The organism is Vibrio sp. 10N.239.312.D08 (assembly GCF_041466145.1).
Lineage (GTDB): Bacteria > Pseudomonadota > Gammaproteobacteria > Enterobacterales > Vibrionaceae > Vibrio > Vibrio crassostreae_C.
Map to the genome: position 1 here is coordinate 76561 of NZ_JBFSSD010000013.1, position 15573 is coordinate 92133.

12 protein-coding genes are annotated in these 15573 nt (G+C 44.0%); 8 read left to right on the forward strand and 4 right to left on the reverse strand.

What is annotated here, in order from left to right:
* Positions 1 to 10 precede the first annotated feature (10 nt).
* Positions 11 to 1018 carry an AraC family transcriptional regulator gene (locus AB6D58_RS09455; protein WP_017061786.1) on the reverse strand — a complete coding sequence of 336 codons (1008 nt, stop codon included), beginning with the start codon at positions 1016 to 1018 and terminating at the stop codon, positions 11 to 13.
* Positions 1019 to 1151: 133 nt separating this feature from the next.
* On the opposite strand from AB6D58_RS09455, the gene AB6D58_RS09460 reads away from it, so the two are divergent.
* From AB6D58_RS09460 to AB6D58_RS09485, 6 genes are all read left to right on the forward strand, one after another.
* The gene (locus tag AB6D58_RS09460) at positions 1152 to 1502 is read left to right on the forward strand and encodes an MFS transporter (protein ID WP_017066493.1); all 351 of its coding nucleotides are present in this window, start codon (positions 1152 to 1154) and stop codon (positions 1500 to 1502) included.
* On the forward strand, positions 1496 to 2719 hold the full coding sequence (locus AB6D58_RS09465) for an HlyD family secretion protein (RefSeq protein WP_048608932.1): 1224 nt from the start codon (positions 1496 to 1498) through the stop codon (positions 2717 to 2719). The genes AB6D58_RS09460 and AB6D58_RS09465 overlap by 7 nt, the downstream gene beginning before the upstream one ends.
* A 679-nt stretch (positions 2720 to 3398) precedes the next feature.
* A complete protein-coding gene (gene codB, locus AB6D58_RS09470; protein WP_102320591.1) occupies positions 3399 to 4637 on the forward strand; it encodes a cytosine permease in 1239 nt (412 codons plus the stop codon).
* Between the two features lie 9 nt (positions 4638 to 4646).
* Positions 4647 to 5924 carry a cytosine deaminase gene (locus AB6D58_RS09475; protein ID WP_017066495.1) on the forward strand — a complete coding sequence of 426 codons (1278 nt, stop codon included), beginning with the start codon at positions 4647 to 4649 and terminating at the stop codon, positions 5922 to 5924.
* A 358-nt stretch (positions 5925 to 6282) separates the two neighbouring features.
* Positions 6283 to 6495: a cold-shock protein gene (locus tag AB6D58_RS09480; RefSeq protein ID WP_004740083.1), complete on the forward strand. Its 213-nt coding sequence runs from the start codon at positions 6283 to 6285 to the stop codon at positions 6493 to 6495.
* Positions 6496 to 6952: 457 nt separating this feature from the next.
* Positions 6953 to 7969, forward strand: coding sequence for a GGDEF domain-containing protein (locus tag AB6D58_RS09485; RefSeq protein ID WP_017060611.1), 1017 nt, complete (start codon positions 6953 to 6955; stop codon positions 7967 to 7969).
* Between the two features lie 127 nt (positions 7970 to 8096).
* Here AB6D58_RS09485 and AB6D58_RS09490 read toward each other — a convergent pair whose 3' ends face one another.
* A complete protein-coding gene (locus tag AB6D58_RS09490) occupies positions 8097 to 8693 on the reverse strand; it encodes a malate synthase (RefSeq protein WP_017060610.1) in 597 nt (198 codons plus the stop codon).
* Positions 8694 to 8862: 169 nt separating this feature from the next.
* Between AB6D58_RS09490 and AB6D58_RS09495 the strand changes: the two genes are divergently transcribed.
* Positions 8863 to 10392 carry a DUF3612 domain-containing protein gene (locus AB6D58_RS09495; RefSeq protein ID WP_081090203.1) on the forward strand — a complete coding sequence of 510 codons (1530 nt, stop codon included), beginning with the start codon at positions 8863 to 8865 and terminating at the stop codon, positions 10390 to 10392.
* A 570-nt stretch (positions 10393 to 10962) separates the two neighbouring features.
* Here AB6D58_RS09495 and AB6D58_RS09500 read toward each other — a convergent pair.
* Both AB6D58_RS09500 and AB6D58_RS09505 read right to left on the reverse strand, forming a co-directional pair.
* Positions 10963 to 12612 carry a DEAD/DEAH box helicase gene (locus AB6D58_RS09500; protein ID WP_372157112.1) on the reverse strand — a complete coding sequence of 550 codons (1650 nt, stop codon included), beginning with the start codon at positions 12610 to 12612 and terminating at the stop codon, positions 10963 to 10965.
* A 163-nt stretch (positions 12613 to 12775) separates the two neighbouring features.
* Positions 12776 to 14131, reverse strand: coding sequence for a diguanylate cyclase (locus AB6D58_RS09505; protein WP_102320593.1), 1356 nt, complete (start codon positions 14129 to 14131; stop codon positions 12776 to 12778).
* 283 nt (positions 14132 to 14414) lie between these two features.
* On the opposite strand from AB6D58_RS09505, the gene AB6D58_RS09510 reads away from it, so the two are divergent.
* Positions 14415 to 15557, forward strand: coding sequence for a DUF3541 domain-containing protein (locus tag AB6D58_RS09510; RefSeq protein ID WP_017060606.1), 1143 nt, complete (start codon positions 14415 to 14417; stop codon positions 15555 to 15557).
* Positions 15558 to 15573: the final 16 nt, after the last annotated feature.

The following is a 15573-nucleotide window of genomic DNA, read 5'->3' on the forward strand; positions in this document are numbered from 1 at the left end:
CTCTGAATAGTTACAGGCCAGTTTTTAGGCGCTCAACATATTGCTTGGGTGTCAAACCTCGATGTTTCTTAAACATCCGATTAAAGCTCGCGACATTGGTATAGCCGAGCCTCGTCGCGACTTTATCTATTGGCACTGAATACATCAACAACTCCACCGCCACATTACTTAACGCATAGCCCATAATGGTAGAAAAGTTGATGCCTAAGTTATGCAATCGACGTTGAAATTGCTGTTCAGATAACCCAAGCAAACTCGACACTTTATGCAGTGTTGGCAGGCCGAAATGGCGACTGTAATTGATCATCTCATAGGTCACCTTATGCTCATCCGCGGCATCAGGCATGTTGAGGTAATTATCTAAGTCATGAAAGTTCATTGCCAAGCTCATCTTGCCGCTAGAAGGGGCTTGATTGCTCGATAACCTCGACTGGCTTGGTATCCAGATTTCAGTTCGTGGCTGGCCCCACTGAATATTGCACCCAAAATACTCTTGATAGAGTTGAGTGTTCTCGCGATAACCTGCGATAGAGACGGCTGCGGGAGTAAAGTCGTCTCCCAAGTAACGCCTTAATATCTTCATCATAAAGATGGCAACTCGAATTGAGTCATGAACTTTACCCACCTCAGTATAAGCAGGATTGTCGTAGCACCATTTGATGAAATTACCGACTTGAGCGCCATATAGAAAAGCCCCGGACTGCAAACAGTGCAACCCGATGTTAACTCGGCGTATAGACGACGCCAGATCGTGCCCCGAGAAAAACCAGTTAGAGAGAGGACCTAGCCTTTCAATATCCACTCTATCAGCCAGCTTCAAGATAATATCGGAATCACCGGTTTGTTGTTCAAGTAAGCCATACCATTTGTCCACTTCACTTACGGGGATAAGGTTCATCGGGTTATTAAACACCGATTTAGGAATACCTAATTGCTCAGTATTCACCGCCTTATTAGTCGTTGCGTATTGGTAAATACCCAAAATACCCAATGCTCTTAAGAAGTTACAATTGTTCATTAGCCACCATACTTAGAAGTCACTATTACAGATCAAATCATAATGACATCATTATTAAAGTAATTGGTAAATTATCAACTTCTAAATCTGATATCAATAACACTCGGTGCTCAATTTAACCTAGGGTATATCAATGAGTTTAGTTAGTGTCCCATTTGTCGGAACCGGCGCAGATACCGCACTACACGTAGTTGCAGGCGTAGTGTTAGTCGCAACCATCGCTGCTGCATGTTACGGCTTCTGGCGTGTGCATGAATTACCAATCAACAAGGCTCACAGTAAAGAGCATCAACAACTCGGTTTGATCACCGCATTAACATGGATTGGTTTTGTATGGCACTGGGTATGGGTACTAGCAGTAATTTTGGCCTTCGTTGATATGGAAAAAGCCATCATCAATCTAAGAGACACATGGAAGTCACCGACCACAACCAAGGAGCAAACAACTTCCGACAAGCAAGATGAGGAGAGCCAAACATGTTAGAAGGCTTGGCAATTTGGGCACTGTTCATTTACTTACTCAGACTTGTTGGTATGCCTTGGAACAAAGGCACCAAGGCGTTTGCGTACCTAGGGGGTACATCTTGGTTGCTGTTTGTATGGGTTGGCCTACTCAATTTTACTCCGATGGATCTATCGGGAGGCTCAGTGGTTCAGTCTCCACATATTCAGCTGCGTCCCGATTCAACTAATGTGTCGGGAAAAACTTCTAAAGTCCACATCCACCCGAACCAGGATGTGACTGAAGGACAACTAATTTACGAAATTGATGACACCAAATATGTCATCGCAAGAGACAAAGCCAGCGTTCAACTTGAGTCTGCAGAGGTCGCTTTAGACACAGCTCGTCAAGAAGTGAGCATTGCAAAAGTCAGCTATCAATCGGCGCTTGAAGACATCAAAGCTTCAGTCGCACAAATAGATTCGGCTAAAACAGACTTAGTACTGCAGTCAAAGACGCTTGATCGTTACCAGAAGCAAAACAAAGTGGTAGAACATACGATCACTGAAACTGACATCGACCAACAAACAGCAAAGGTAGACTTAGCGACGTATAACGTTACGACATTGGAATCTCAGCTTAGCAAGAAAGAAGTCGATGCCGAGAATGCGAAGTTGAACATCCACAAAGCTGAAACCAATGTGAGCAAGAAGCAAACTGAGGTCGATTCAGCAAAGGCAACACTGGCACAAGCACAATGGGACTTGAACAGCACCAAAGTCACGGCACCGACTGACGGCTTTGTAACGAACTTTATTCTTCGTGAAGGTCAGCGTGTTTCAATGATGCCTCGTATCCAGATGTATACCGAAGAGAAGTACGTGCTGATGCGAGTTAACCACCAAGCGATTCGTAATATTAAGGTCGGTCAACCTGCGGAATTTGCGACAGCGGTATACCCAGGAAAAGTGTTCTCTGCAACCGTAGAAGGCATTGTAGAGGCCACTGGTGAAGCGCAAGCAAGTTTGCTGGGTATCGATGAGCAGGTTCGTGTTACCACAGGCAAAAACCTTCAGAACAAGCACCACTTTGTTCGTTTAAAAATTGATGAGGCAGAGGGTTACGATATTCCTGTTGGCTCTGTCGGATTAGCGTGGGTAAGCGGTGAGAAGCCTATCAGCTTTATGGCGTTCCTAGACGTAATACGCGGGATCATCATTAGAATGAAGTCTCAACTGTACTTCTTCTACTCCATCTAATACTTCCTATTGGTGAAACAATACCCAAGCCCGTGCGCTCTTAGATCGCACGGGCTTTTTGTTTATTTCACCATTCGTCGCCAGAAAGAACACAAACCCGAAAAACGAATAAACACTCTAAAGTTGCAAATCGCAATTGCATTTTGCAACTAGGCATTGCAAAAACGCAAATTAAACGCTCAAATACGCACCAGATTGCTATAAAACTGCCGTTTTACGTGGTTTTAAAAGTTGGCACACTAACTGCAATGTATATATTGACCCTTCTTAAGCCGAGGGTCACCTAGCCAACTGACGTTGTTAGTGAACCTATTCTTGTTCACAAAATATATAGGCCAATTGCGATTATTGCGATTGGCTATTTTTTTGCCTGCAGTTTGGCCAACCGCCCTCTTTTTCGATACAGACACCCATTCAGACGTATAATAATAAGCATTCATAGCCAACCAAGAACAGCAGATAACCAACGCATTATAGAAAACGTTTTCTATTTGTTTTTTTAAATAAAGACAGAAAATAACCCTATGTTTTACAAAATAATTACTGCAATAACTGGTTTTTATGGGCAATTATTGACAAAATTAGCATTGACCATGTGATTTATATCACCATAATGCGCAAGTTTTCCTGCAATACGGCGACCGTTAATTTTAATTTTGATCATTTGCGGAGGTAAAAAATGGCTGCTGATAATAACTACAGTCTAGGGCCGGTTCCTACATCGGCTAGGAAAGGAGTCGCTTCACTCACCATGGTAATGCTTGGACTCACTTTCTTCTCTGCAAGTATGTGGACAGGTGGTTCACTCGGGACAGGTCTTTCATTCAACGATTTCTTCCTCGCCGTTCTCATCGGTAACCTAATCCTCGGTATTTACACTTCTTTTCTTGGCTACATCGGCTCATCTACTGGCCTCTCTACCCACCTCCTTGCTCGTTTCTCTTTCGGTACTAAAGGCTCATGGCTTCCTTCTGCTTTACTTGGTGGTACACAAGTCGGTTGGTTTGGTGTGGGTGTTGCGATGTTTGCTATTCCAGTACAAAAAGCAACGGGCATTGATACCAACACCTTGATTATCGTATCTGGCTTATTGATGACGGGTACAGTGTACTTCGGCATTCAAGCGCTAATGGTGCTTTCAGCGATTGCAGTGCCTGCGATTGCGATTCTGGGTGGTTACTCAGTACTGACTGCGGTAGACAGTGTTGGTGGACTAGAGCAATTGCAACTTATTAAACCAGAGACGCCAATGGACTTTTCAATGGCTCTTGCAATGGTTGTAGGTTCGTTCGTAAGTGCGGGTACGTTAACGGCCGATTTCGTTCGCTTTGGTAAAAAGCCAGCAAGCGCAGTATTAATTACTATGGTTGCGTTCTTCATCGGTAACTCGCTGATGTTTATCTTCGGCGCAGCAGGAGCAGCAGCAACCGGTCAGGCTGATATTTCAGATGTGATGATCGCGCAAGGTCTGCTGCTTCCAGCCATCATCGTGCTTGGCTTGAATATCTGGACAACCAATGAAAATGCACTTTATGCATCCGGTTTGGGTTTATCTAACATCACTGGTCGCTCAAGTACTACAATGTCAATCATTAACGGCATTATCGGTACGATTTTCGCACTTTGGTTATACAACAACTTCGTTGGTTGGTTAACCTTCCTTTCGCTGGCGATTCCACCAATTGGTGGCGTAATCATCGCCGACTTCTTCGCGAACCGTAAACGTTACAAAGATTTTGCAAATGCAGAGTTCCAAACCGTTAACTGGGCTGGCATTATCGCGGTAGCAACAGGCGTAGCCGCTGGTCACTTCCTACCTGGCGTTGTTCCTTTGAACACAGTGTTAGGTGGTGCAATCAGTTACCTCGTGCTTAATCCTCTATTGAACAAAAAAGCTCTGAAATCTCAGGCCGCTTAAGGACACACTATGACAACCTTATTAATCAAGAACGCGAAACTTCAAGACCAAGAAGGCTTGAAACAGATTCTGATTGAAAATGGTCAATTTTCTCGCATTCTCGATAATGGCGCGCAAATCAATCATCAAGGCGACATCCTTGATGCTGAAGGTGGCATTGCAGTTACTCCTTTCTGTGAACCGCACATCCACCTAGATACTACTCAAACTGCTGGTGAGCCTAACTGGAACATCTCTGGCACTTTGTTTGAAGGTATTGAGCGTTGGGCTGAGCGCAAAGAACTGCTATCAATCGAAGACGTAAAGTCTCGTGCCAAGCAAACACTGAAATGGCAGATAGCTAACGGTGTTCAACACGTTCGTACACACGTTGATGTGTCTGACCCAACACTCGTTGCGTTAAGAGCGATGGTTGAAGTTCGTGAAGAGATGAAAGAGTGGGTCGACATCCAGATCGTTGCATTCCCTCAAGAAGGTATTCTTTCATACCCTAACGGCAAAGAGTTGCTTGAAGAAGCAGTGAAGATCGGCGCTGACGTTATCGGTGCTATCCCTCACTTCGAATTCACTCGTGAATACGGGGTTGAATCTTTGCATTATGTGTTCGAGCTTGCACGCAAGTACGACTGTCTGATCGACGTTCACTGTGATGAAATCGACGACGAACAGTCTCGCTTTGTGGAAACATTAGCAGCCCTTGCTCATAAGTTTGAAATGGGCGAGAAAGTAACTGCTAGCCACACCACTGCAATGGGTTCGTACAACAGTGCTTACACATCTCGCCTGTTCCGTCTATTGAAGATGTCTGGTATCAACTTCGTGGCAAACCCGTTAGTGAACATTCACTTACAGGGCCGTTTCGACGATTACCCGAAACGCCGCGGTGTAACGCGCGTTAAAGAGATGCTAGCAGCAAACATCAACGTTTGTTTTGGCCACGATGATGTGTTTGACCCATGGTACCCACTGGGCACAGCGAACATGCTTCAAGTTCTGCACATGGGACTGCATGTGACACAGGTTATGGGCTACGATCAAATCAACAACTCACTTGATTTGATCAGCAAGAACTCTGCTCGCACATTGAACATACAAGACAACTTCGGCATCGAAGAAGGTAAGCCAGGTAGCTTACTGATTCTTCCTGCTGACAATGGCTTTGATGCAGTGCGCCGCCAAGTACCAGTGCAGTACTCAATACGACACGGTAAGGTGATTGCAGAGACTCAACCAGCGAAAACAAAAATAAATTTAGATCAAACTGAAGATATCAACTTTAAGCGTTAATATCGTCTATACTAATGATCAAAAGGAAGCTGAGATGCTTCCTTTTGTTGTGTTGGACGAAGCGACAAAACTATCACTAAATCAGTGTAAATCTTGTACATTCGCACGGTATGACAAAAAAAGCACAAATTTCTTAAGCAATGCGTGTACATCTCAAAAGACTGTGTTAACATGCTCTCGCTCTGTTAGCCGGAGTTATTTAAGTTAGATGAATAGTAAAAAATTGACATGTAAAATCGTTACCCGTTTTTGTAAGTAGTTTTTCCTTATTTCTTAGCAATATTAAATAATTCAATTATCAGCGCATTGCATTAAATGCAATCAACAACTTAGAAAATTTATGAATAAGGGACAAATTATGTCTAACACAAATACTGGCACTGTAAAATGGTTTAACGAAGAGAAAGGTTTCGGTTTCATTTCTCAAGACAACGGCGGCGCTGACGTATTCGTACACTTCCGTGCAATCGTTTCTGAAGGCTTCAAAACTCTGAAAGAAGGCCAAAAGGTTTCTTTCGAAGTTGAAAACGGTCAAAAAGGCCTACAAGCAGCAAACGTTGTTGCTCAATAATTAGCTCTTATAGCTAAAAAGAATTTTAAAGCGCTGATTTTTATCGGCGCTTTTTTATGCCTGCTTATAAACATTTCCCCTCTCGATACAGGCTTTCCCCCGTAAACTCTGAACAAATGCAAATCACCAGCCAAGCGTCCTCAACCTAGACTTTCTCAGTTAAAGCTCAACGATCAATTTACGTCACTTTTTGTATGCACTTCCCTAAACAACACTTAATTCTCAGCAATCTTTTGATACTAACTCACGCTACGCCGAAAGTTTGATAAGCCCAAATATGGTTAAAGAACAATCCATTAGATTACACTTATGAATACGCAATCGATATTCATAATAAAAATGAGTTATTTATCCAACCCTCATCCACTAATCATATAATTTTTAAAGCAAAGACCTTCGAAATCCGCTAACCTTGTTCGCAAGTGGCTTAGTTGTTTTGGTATCTGCAGTAAAAATAATGAACAAAGACGAATTTCAGAAATCCACCGCAAATCTAAAAAAAGCGGTGCCTCTTATGATGAAGAACAGGGTGTCAACGACACCTGCAAATTACGCACTTTGGTACACCTATGTCGATAACGCTATTCCCCAGCTGACTCAAGACATGGATGGTGTTTTAGAACACTACGGTATTTGTCCTCCTGCCGTTGGTGAGCAGCTATACAACAATTATGTTGCCAGCAAATCCGAAACCAATATCAATGACCTTCGCGCTAATTTGGAACTGTTAGTTTCTGAAGTTTCCAATTCAATGAATGACACCCTGACCGACACCTCCGCTTTTTCTGACATGATCGATAAAAGCTTCGAGGACTTGGCTCGTGTTGATAATGAAAGCCTATCTATTGATGAAGTCATGTCCTTAGTTCGACAGCTGGTGTCTGAATCCCGTCATATTCGTCACTCTACTCAGTTTTTAAACTCTCAGCTAAACTCTGCAACCTCAGAGATCACCAAGCTAAAAACCCAGTTAGTAGAAGTTCAGAAAGATGCGCTTTTCGATAGTACAACCACACTCTATAACCGTCGCTCTTTCGACCGTGACATAGAAACCCTGTGTGAAGCACAACAATCTTTGTGTCTGATTCTTCTCGATATCGACCACTTTAAAAATTTCAACGACACCTATGGCCACTTGTTTGGCGATATGGTGCTTAAAGCGATCGCTCGCAAGCTGAAGTTAAGTTGCCGTGAAGGTATTTCTGCCTATCGATTTGGTGGTGAAGAGTTCGCGCTGATTGTGCCTAACAAGTCTTTGCGTATTGCTCGTCAACTCGCTGATACCAATCGTCGCTCTCTAGAAAAGCTGTCGATTAAAGATCGCCGCAGTGGTCAACAAGTCGGCAGTATCACTGCATCGTTTGGTGTCGCTGAACTTGAACCCGGCGAATCAGCTCAATCGCTGATTGAACGTGCTGATAAGCTACTTTATGAAGCGAAATCACTTGGCCGTAACCGAGTCATGCCTTTGTAAAACACACCAACAATGCTCTTATCGACATATTAGTCGGCTCGTATTGAGACTAGAAAGCCCCAAAGACATTATCTTCGGGGCTTTTTCTTTAGTTGTATAAATTACTTTAGCTAACTAGGATTCACCGTTAGATCTGGAAGCAATAATTCAAGCAGTAGTCTTCACCACTCTTTGCTCTGAACTCTTTATCTTCACTGCATGCCTTTGGTTTACCCTTTGCGTCACCTTGAATCAAACTGATCCAGTGGCGCATCGCTGCAATGGTCTCTTCACGCATTGTGGTTGTTGCTTCCATTGGTGATTGGCCAAACGTGGTGCATGATTCCAACTGAATATCATCAATTTCTACTAGCTCAATACAACCTGTCCCTTTGTGGCAACCAAACATCACCTCTAGGTGGCTGCCACTGCCATCTCGAAACAAGATAGAGTCTGGGTCGTTCTTCTCACCCATGTACGCTACAAACTGCTTAGGGTGCTTCAGACCGCTGTGCTGACCGTCTTTAAAGTAAGCCATAATATGGCGGTAATCGACTACGTAGCTGGTTACGTCTTGATGTGAGCCATTCTCTAGTGGGAATAGTCGATCAAGCAGCTGCTTTGCTTTCACTTGCTTTTCAGTTTGCTGATTAGCATTGATTGTCTCCACGGCAAAGACAGCTTCAGCGATAAATGGCTTTGATTGTTTTTGGATTTCTGTTTTATCGAATGTAAGCATATTCATAGTCTTTCCCTCTTGACCAGTCCGGTGATAACCACCGATTTCTACAGCAAAAATGTGTCCTAGAGCAATTATTCCAAACTAACGTTTAATTTATTTGTCATTTTGTGAATTGCTTAGTTTGTAGATTAGCGCTTTTTTACATACAATTTCACAACAAAAATTTTACAATGTGAATTTTACAAATATGGCCTTGTCAAAAAGTTTAGTTCGTCAGTCACATTTCCTAGGTACGAAAATACGTAACCTAAGAAAACGTAACCATTTAACGATGGAAGACCTGTCTGCGCGTTGTATTAGAATCGACCCAGAATGTGCTCCTTCCGTTTCTTACCTTTCAATGATTGAACGTGGAAAGCGGGTTCCGAGCATCGATATGCTGGAAGTGATTGCACAGGTCTTTCAGAAGAATCCGACGTGGTTCCTCGACGACGAATCTGAACAACAAGCCATTGCTCCTGATAAGGGGAATCGTGGTGGGATAAGTGGCATGGCGCTCGAGCCGAGCTTCCTATTCTCAAACGACATCCTGCAAATTGCGATTCCTGAGATGCTGTCACAAACGGGCATTTCAGGCCGCCAGTTTGCGCACCTCTTGATTCGAGCACACCAAGAGAGCAACCAGAACCACTTCCCTGACCTTGAGCGCGCTGCGGAAGAGGTAGGCTTAAAACGTCTTAACCTCAGCGTAGAAGACCTGATAGACATCGCTAGAAGCCTAGGAATCAACATCCGCTGGGTGACGCGCACGCCGCAAGACGTCGTCGATGAGCTCGGAATTAACGCTAAGCAGTTAGTGACCTCCTTCTTTGAGCCTCCCGGTACTATCTTCTTAAACGAGATTCTTAAAGAGTATCCAACTCGTCTGAAATACGACCTTTCGGTTTATATCGGTCATTGCATTCTGCACAGCAAAGAAGGCCTAAAGAGTGTGTTGTCGGTCGGTAACAACAACACGTGGGACGACAACCAGGTATCAGGCTCTTCACAGCTCAACTCCCAAGATATTCTTCAAGCATGGCGAGACTTTGAATCCAGCTTCTTTGCTGGCGCACTTCTGTGCCCGAAAGTCCCGTTTAGGCAGCTACTTGACCGCACTGGTTACGAAATCGACGTTCACAAAAGAGCAGGGGTTTCCCCCTCTGTTGCGATGCGTCGAATGACTGTAGTATCGCCCTACCCTCACTGGCACTACTTTGATGCTTATGGGCCGGGGAAACTCAAGGCGGTATATCGCGGGAACGGGATTCCGCTACCTTGGGGAAATATGAGAACGGTCGCTGACCCATGTCAACATTGGGCTGTGTTCCGTCGATTATCAGAACCTCGAGCGGGAAGCTCGGCTCAAATCTCCATTTTGAACGTGGGTGATGAGCCAAGAATCTACTGCTGTGAATCCATCAATATGACGGATCCTGCGGGTAACAATCGTGTGTTGTGTGCTGGTATAGATCTCAACCCTGCAATTGATGCTCAAGGCGGTAATTCAAGAGACATAGCAGAGCAGCTTAAAGCGTCATGCGTTAACAATGGTGGCTCTGTGGCAATTCCGCGTAACATCAAAAAAGATCTCACGACAATAGCCAAGATTCTAAATATAAATTGGATTGAACGTGGGATTGAGACAGAGGCGAGGCTTATCTGCTCCAGAGGTGGAGAATGCCCACGCCAACCAAGCTGTTACTCTAAGTGTGGTGAGTAAAAAAGTAATAACAAAAAATAGAACCTAAATTTCAGGCAAAAAAAAACCAATCACAATAAGGGTGATTGGTCATATATTTTGTGTGAACAAAAAAGGTTCACTAACAACGTCAGTTGGCTAGGTGACCCTCGGCTTAAGAAGGGTCACCATTACTAATGCAGCATGCGTGCCAACTTTTAAAACACGTATTTACTACGCATCTGGACACGTATTGGCCGGATATCCTTGTTTGTTTTGCAAACTGGAATTGCAAATTGCAAAATCCAACAAAAACGCTAGTGATTATGTTATTATTAATGAATAATTAAAGATTCATTACCCTTCCCAAAAATGTCATATTTCCCTTAGATTCAATCACTTTAAACAGCAATAACCCCCCCCCCCTAGCTTACTCAAGCTATACGGTTACTCAACATAAACAACACCCTAAACAACGCCCATAAAAAAACGCGAACATTGAGATTCAATATTCGCGCTTATTCGATTTCTATGACAGAAAGAACTTAACCCACGAGACGCCTTTTTATAAAGCGACTCATGTTCGTTGCTCTTTCAATATCTCAGAAAAGATTACTTCTGAGGAGCTGGCTTAGAACGGCTTCGAGACGGTTTGTTTGTAGAAGGTTTGTTGCTTGTCGGCTTATTTGACGACTTGCTTGGGCCGTAGCTACCGCCGTAACCAGACTTCTTAGGTTTGCCTGCAGGTTTACCCGCGTTGTTTGGCTTACCAATACCGTTAGATTTACCCGCACCGCTTGGTTTGCTCAGAGTGTTCTGAGCACCTGCGTTATTTGCAGCAGGTTTATTGCCCGCACTACCGCGTTTAAAGTTGCTGCCGTTGTTTCTTATTGATTTATCTTCAGTTGTCGCAGCTGAGTTGTTTTCAGCAGGTTTCTTACCAGATGTCGGCTTACGCTTTGGAGCCGAACCATTACCAGCTACATGACGCTTGTTCTTACCTGCTGGCTTGTGCCCGCGAGCGTTATCACCAGAGCGTTGACCATCAGCATGTTCACGTGGCTGTTTTGCTTTCTTCGGTTTCTTAGGCTTGATTGGACGTGAATCCAACCGAGACTCAGGTAACTTATTTACTGGAGAGAAACCTTCCAGTTCACGACGCTCTAGCACTTGTTGAATCAGGCGTTCAATACCGAACAGCTCACCCACTTCATCAGCACAAACCAATGAAATCGCTTTACCTACTTCACCTGCACGGCCAGTACGACCGATACGGTGTACATAGTCTTCTGATACATGAGGAAGATCGAAGTTAACTACTTGAGGCAGTTGCGGGATATCGATACCACGAGCGGCGATATCAGTTGCAACAAGTACTCGTACCTTACCTGTTTTGAAGTTCTCTAAGGCTTTAGTACGTGCACCTTGGCTCTTGTTACCATGGATAGGTGCAGCAGTGATGTCTTGCTCTTCAAGGAAGCGAGCAAGCTTGTTCGCACCGTGTTTCGTCTTGCTGAACACCAACACTTGTTGCCAATCGTTATCTTTGATTAGCTTCGCTAGCATTGCGCTCTTTTTCTTTTTGTCTACGGGGTAGATGCTTTGCTCAACCGTTTTTGCCGTCGAGTTTGCAGGGCTTACTGAAATCTCAACAGGATTGTTCACTAAGCCTTTCGCTAAACTGCGGATATCATCAGAGAACGTCGCTGAGAACAGTAGGTTCTGACGCTTCTTAGGCAAGAAAGCTAAGATCTTACGAATATCGCGGATGAAACCCATGTCTAGCATGCGGTCCGCTTCATCTAGCACTAGGATTTCTAGTTGGTCAAAACGCACTGCATTTTGGTTGTATAGGTCAAGTAGACGACCAGGTGTTGCCACCAACACGTCACTACCTTTACGCAGTTTTTGCATCTGAGGGTTAATCTTCACACCACCAAACACTACCGTCGAAGTCAGCGGTAAGTTAATACCGTACTTCACTACGCTGCCATTCACTTGCGCAGCAAGCTCACGAGTTGGCGTTAGCACGAGCGCACGAACTTGGTTCTGACGTACGCGAGTACCTTTCGATAACATTTCAAGAATAGGTAGCGTGAAGCCTGCAGTTTTACCTGTACCTGTTTGAGCAGCGGCCATAACATCTTTGCCCGTTAGGACAGCTGGCACGGCTTTCTCTTGTATTGGTGATGGCTTATCGTAACCTTGTGCTTCAATAGCTTTAAGGATCGGTTCAGAAAGGCCAAGGGAGGTAAAACTCATAGATTATTTTCTCAGTTGAATAACATTTAGTATGAGCAACACGTTAAAAAGTGCGTTGCTTCAGCTTTTGCTCATCAAATACATTGATACGGAGCAAAGCGCGGTATTCTGAGGCTTTTCCCCCCATTCAGCAACTAAATTCTAATCGCAGCTAAAATTCAACCTAGATAACTTGTCGCTTCTGTTCGTACATTTTTTCATCAGCGGCTTTCAAGAGCGCATCGACATCATTGTAGTTACTATTGTGAATAACCCAACCCACACTGATTCTGAGATAAATAGAGTGCGCTTCGTACACAACTGGCGCCGAGCATATCGCCTTTCGTAGTTTAGTCACGATTGAAGATACGTGTTGATCATCGATGATGCGCGGCAACAAGACCAAGAACTCATCACCGCCTATCCTTGCAACGATATCTGAAACACGCAGCTCACTTCTTATGCGGTTAGCACACTCAATCAATACCTGATCGCCTGCCGCGTGACCATAAGTGTCGTTGATTGCTTTAAACCCATCGAGGTCGATATTTACAACGGCAAAGGTTCTCGCTCTCTGTTTTTGAGTGGGTTTGAAGGCCTGTTTGAGGCTATACATGAAGTATCGACGATTCGGTAACATCGTTAGCTCATCATGCATAGAGCGGCTATCTGCAATCCGGTACAGACGATAAATAGTAAAGAAGGCAAACGCCAACACTAATATAATGGAGTAGCCTACCAGCCTTACCGCTTGGATTCGATACCAAGGCTCATCCATCAATACATGTTCGTTACCGGAGAGAGCAAGGTACCACCCCCCGTATGGGAAACTCACCTGTTCAGTGGCGAACGCATTATCGAACACATCCTGAGTGCCATAAAAGACAGCGCCATCTTTCCCTGAACTGTTTGCACCACGAATTGCTAATTCATACTTGTTCTCTATCTTGCCGATTCCAACATCTTCAAACAGCTCATCTAAACCGATAACAGCACTGGAGACACCCCAGTAATCTTGATTGAAAGGCGGGTCTCGGAAGATCGGAGTGCGTGCAATGAGGGCTTGTCCACCTTGAAACAGCTCAAAAGGACCGGCAATAAAGGTGTTGCCAAGATTACGGGCTATCTCAACAGACTCCCATTGATTTGGGTGATCACGATAATTAATACCGAGAATCTGCTCATTACCTTCCATCGGGTAAACAAAGTTTAGAATGTCGTCTTTGGCGAGTCCGATAAGTCGAATATGGAAGCCATCTTGAATGATATTCTCAGCAATCTTATCCCAATTTTTCACCTCACCATCGGGGTTGATGGTCACTAAGGTCGAGAAATTATTGAGGATATACATATCTGACACGATCGCGGCTTCAATCCGAGAACGAATAATGGATAGTTGCTTTTTTGCCTCTGAATACGATTCGTTTTTAAGAAAAGTTAATTGCTTGGCATGAAAGAACTCAATTGCGCTTACTATCGCAAGGAAAAAAAGAAAAGATACTACTCTGGCAGACCACTGCTTGCTAGAACCACTTGGCATTTACGAACCTCTAACACTATTGTTCTATATACTGCCTTATAACGGCTCATTTCTGGCTTATTGCCCCAGTATGCCGCTAAGTCATTAAAAATCCATACTGACGTCGACTATCTATCAAATATTGAGTGATCCATCACTTCAAACTTCTTTACTAAACGAATGGTTTAATCAAAAAGGGTTAGTGAACCTTATAAAGCTTACATTGTATTGACTCAACGCTTACATTGAAGGATTCATCAATGTTATTTTACATAGACTAATAATCAGCTTGGTACCTCACGACATGAAGTTAAAAACTATCACACTGTGTACATTGCTATCAGCCTCGGTTGCCGTTCACGCACAAGAAAACGTTCAAGCGCCAACCGCAGTGAACGTTCAATCCCAAGCAGATTCGCTCAATTCTCAAGAACAATCTTTCAAGCAATCTGCAGACCTAATTCGCACCACCTACGAAAGCCAGCTTTACACCCTGCCTGCATTCAAAGAAGGTCACTACGGGCTGCGCATGTATCGTCAAACATTAGACGATAAGTATTCAGCGGCGGTGTGGAGCGACATGGCTCGAGTGGCAAGCAAGCTCAGCACCCTGTCGAATGACGTTCAAACCATGGAACAAATCGTACTCTACTCAGAGAAGCGAGTTGCATCTTATATTGGTGATAACGATGAGCGCAGTATTCGACGCTACAACATCACCAAGCACATGCCTGAATACCTTTACCTTGGTGTTGACCTTCTAGGCTCTATGGCTCGTGCTAACGAATACGGTTTAGAACACAAGAACGATGCCAAGCTACGCGAAATCATTCGTCGCTATGACTTCTCACGATACGTGACCAATGAAGACATGGTGAAAGCGTGGGCCGCTCAATTAGCGAATCAGGTTTACTGGTTGCGCCAACTGGGTGAGCAGGATGTCGTTGATGAGTTTGTCGATACCTTCAAAAAAGCGTATCCAGACGATAAAGACAAAAAACTCTCAAGCCAGCAATTCGGCAATAAGATCTATGGTATGACACACGTCATCTTCGGCGACTCAGAATATTACCAACATCAAGTAAGCGAACAAGACCATCAATGGATCTACGATTACTTTAGAGAAAACATCGATACGATTCTGCTGCGTGCGAAAGAAGATGTGATTGCTGAGGTTGGATTAACCTTCTTATTGGCAGGTTTAGAAGATGACCCAGTTCTAGAGAAAACTCGACTCGCGATTCAAGCTTCAATCGATGAGAAACAAGGCATGATCCCTTCAATTACTGGCGATTTTGACCTTGAGTACGGTGAACACCGCAACGTATTAGCAATCATGCTACTCGATTGGCAGCAAGTGAATGAAGCGCCGACTTATGAAGGCAACCCTAAGGTGTTTACTAACATCCCTTACGGACTCATTAAAAACCAACCACCGAAGAACTAGCAACATACCTAGCCTA

Bases quoted from the DNA above. Each gene is read 5' to 3' on its own strand.
- AB6D58_RS09455 (WP_017061786.1), bottom strand. From the start codon at position 1,018: ATGAACAATTGTAACTTCTTAAGAGCATTGGGTATTTTGGGTATTTAC.
- AB6D58_RS09460 (WP_017066493.1), top strand. From the start codon at position 1,152: ATGAGTTTAGTTAGTGTCCCATTTGTCGGAACCGGCGCAGATACCGCA.
- AB6D58_RS09465 (WP_048608932.1), top strand. From the start codon at position 1,496: ATGTTAGAAGGCTTGGCAATTTGGGCACTGTTCATTTACTTACTCAGA.
- codB (WP_102320591.1), top strand. From the start codon at position 3,399: ATGGCTGCTGATAATAACTACAGTCTAGGGCCGGTTCCTACATCGGCT.
- AB6D58_RS09475 (WP_017066495.1), top strand. From the start codon at position 4,647: ATGACAACCTTATTAATCAAGAACGCGAAACTTCAAGACCAAGAAGGC.
- AB6D58_RS09480 (WP_004740083.1), top strand. From the start codon at position 6,283: ATGTCTAACACAAATACTGGCACTGTAAAATGGTTTAACGAAGAGAAA.
- AB6D58_RS09485 (WP_017060611.1), top strand. From the start codon at position 6,953: ATGAACAAAGACGAATTTCAGAAATCCACCGCAAATCTAAAAAAAGCG.
- AB6D58_RS09490 (WP_017060610.1), bottom strand. From the start codon at position 8,693: ATGAATATGCTTACATTCGATAAAACAGAAATCCAAAAACAATCAAAG.
- AB6D58_RS09500 (WP_372157112.1), bottom strand. From the start codon at position 12,612: ATGAGTTTTACCTCCCTTGGCCTTTCTGAACCGATCCTTAAAGCTATT.
- AB6D58_RS09505 (WP_102320593.1), bottom strand. From the start codon at position 14,131: ATGCCAAGTGGTTCTAGCAAGCAGTGGTCTGCCAGAGTAGTATCTTTT.
- AB6D58_RS09510 (WP_017060606.1), top strand. From the start codon at position 14,415: ATGAAGTTAAAAACTATCACACTGTGTACATTGCTATCAGCCTCGGTT.